This window comes from Frankia sp. AvcI1 (genome assembly GCF_001420875.1).
Classification (GTDB): domain Bacteria; phylum Actinomycetota; class Actinomycetes; order Frankiales; family Frankiaceae; genus Frankia; species Frankia alni.
This window is the reverse complement of sequence record NZ_LJFZ01000073.1, coordinates 1-2,126: the sequence shown is the minus strand read 5'-3', so window position 1 is coordinate 2,126 and position 2,126 is coordinate 1. Positions and strand designations below refer to the sequence as shown.

Genomic DNA, 2,126 nt, shown 5'->3' with positions numbered 1-2,126 from the left:
GATCACCGCGCACCGCCGGCTCGCGCGCGACTATGAAAGAAAACCCGCCACCTCCGAGACCTTCATCCGCCTCGCCATGATCCGAACCATGGTGAGGCGTCTTCTGCGCCAGCTCGCGCACAGCGGCCAGACCACACCATCAACTACAGAGGGTAGCCGGAACAAGATCTAAAACAGCTTCTCAGAGGTGTCAGGAATGGCTGTCGAAATAGCGGTCGCGGAGTTCGTTGTAGGTGTCGTCAGNGTGCATCTGCAGGATGGCGNCATTGACCTTCTTTCGCAGGGTGCTGCCGGTGGGGAAGGCGATGCCGTACTCCTCCGGGTCGAAGACCGCCGCCGCGAGGGTCTCTTTCTGCCCGGCCGCGACGTCAATGTGGTGCTGCAGGACGGGTGAATCGTAGACGATGGCGTCCGCGTCGCTGTTTCGCAGCAACGGGTAGGCGGCGTCGATCGACGCCACGGTGCGGGGCGAGATGTCGTGGCGGCGCAGGTAGCTCTCGGCGGTGGAGCCGCGGACGGTCACCACCCGCTTTCCGGGCAGGTCGGAGACCCCGGTGATGCCCGTCCGGATGGATTTCACGGTGAGCTGGGTCGTGATGGACGCGGTGAACAGGGAGACGAACACGAGCCCGGCGATGAGCCAGGCCAGCGTGACGATTTTTACGACCGGCCGCTGCGGACTGCCCAGGTCGCCGGCGAGGCCGATGGCGGCAGCCCGGAACATCCCGTCACCCATCCGCCGGTGCCAGCGTTGTCTGCTGCTGCTCCTGGTCACGGCCGAGGTGATGGCACCGGCGAGGACCAGCATGAACAGCAGCGCCACGAGATAGCGTCCGGTGGCGGGGGAGAGGAAGTTCGAAAGCTGGTGGGAGACATCGAGCCCGGCGGGGGTGTCGTTGGTGAGGATCTGCAGCCCGGCATCGAACATCGGGTAGGAGAAATCGACTTCCGCCTCCCGGTCGGCAGTGATCGAAATCCCGGAGATCGCTGCGTCGATCTTGTTGTCCCTGGCCGCGTCGACGAGATGCTGCACGCTGTCGTACCAGACGAACTTCGTGTTCCAGCCGTTGCGCCGGGCGATGTCGTTCCACAGGTCGATGCTGAATCCGGAGTTCTGGCCGGCACCGTCCTTGCCGACGAACGGGTCGAGCTCCTTGATGCCGACCGTGATCGTGCTTCCGGACGTGCCGGTGNCCGTCGCGCTGCCGGGCGCCGCAGGCGCGGCCGCCCGGGCCGGCGCCACGGGCAGCGCCAGCGCCAGGAATGCCGTGAGGAGAAGGAGCCCGATCAGCGCGTGCCGGCGCTGCCACCTGAACAAAGCCATGTCCAAGNCCCCTACCGCGTGGGTCAAGGTCGAACGGTGCACCGAACTAATCCGCTGCCGAGCGAGTGTGCATAGGGACGAATTTGTCTGTCCAGCTTCTGTCCGGGTCGCGACACGCGGACATCTCTCGCCGGGAGACGTCCGCGAGCTTCCGGCATGGTGATCGGCCGCGGCGCATCATTACCGGCTCTTCGCAGGCGACTGGAGACCGTGTTTGGTCGCTGACGGCCCGTGATTGCGATGGGTAACGGAGCGTTACCGTCGAGGGGTGCGGAAAGGGACGCACCCGCCTGCCTGTAAAGATCGTTTCTTGTCTAGGAAAATGATCGTCAGGAGACGGGNGCCGGGTTGCTGGGCCTGGCGGGTTTCGAGGTCGAGTTGGTGGAGCGGGAGGCGGACGGTTCCTCGACGGTGCACGTGGCCGCGGCGGCGGGGACGGTGGCCCGCTGCCCGGACTGCGCGACGACGTCGGGTCGGGTGAAGGAGATGCGCGCGAGCCGGCGGTGCGCGGTGATCCACGAGAAGGTTCGTTCCACGACCCAACGTTTCGGGAGAGCCTCGAAACCGCGCTGCCNGGGGTTCTTCCGGACGATGTCGACGCTGGTCTTCATGACCTCACCGGCCCAGTCGACGAAACGTCCGGCGAATCCACCGTCCGCGAACAAACGACGGCACTGCCAGTGATCGAAGTAGTGATCCACCATGATTCGTCTGCCGCCGTCGCGGTCCTGGACACTGGCTGGCAACACGAGCACGCCGAGCAGCAGCCCGAGGGTGTCCGTGATGAGGAACCGCTTACGAC

At 65.5% G+C, this 2,126-nt stretch carries 1 protein-coding gene and 1 pseudogene; both read right to left on the bottom strand.

What is annotated here, in order from left to right; all coding sequences use genetic code 11:
- Nucleotides 1-1,666: 1,666 nt before the first annotated feature.
- A pseudogene (locus UK94_RS72420) lies at nt 1,667-1,898 on the bottom strand (IS5/IS1182 family transposase); the annotation flags it as partial.
- Between the two features lies 1 nt (nt 1,899).
- A partial coding sequence (locus tag UK94_RS72415) for a transposase (protein ID WP_235490919.1) occupies nt 1,900-2,126 on the bottom strand: 227 nt, incomplete at both ends.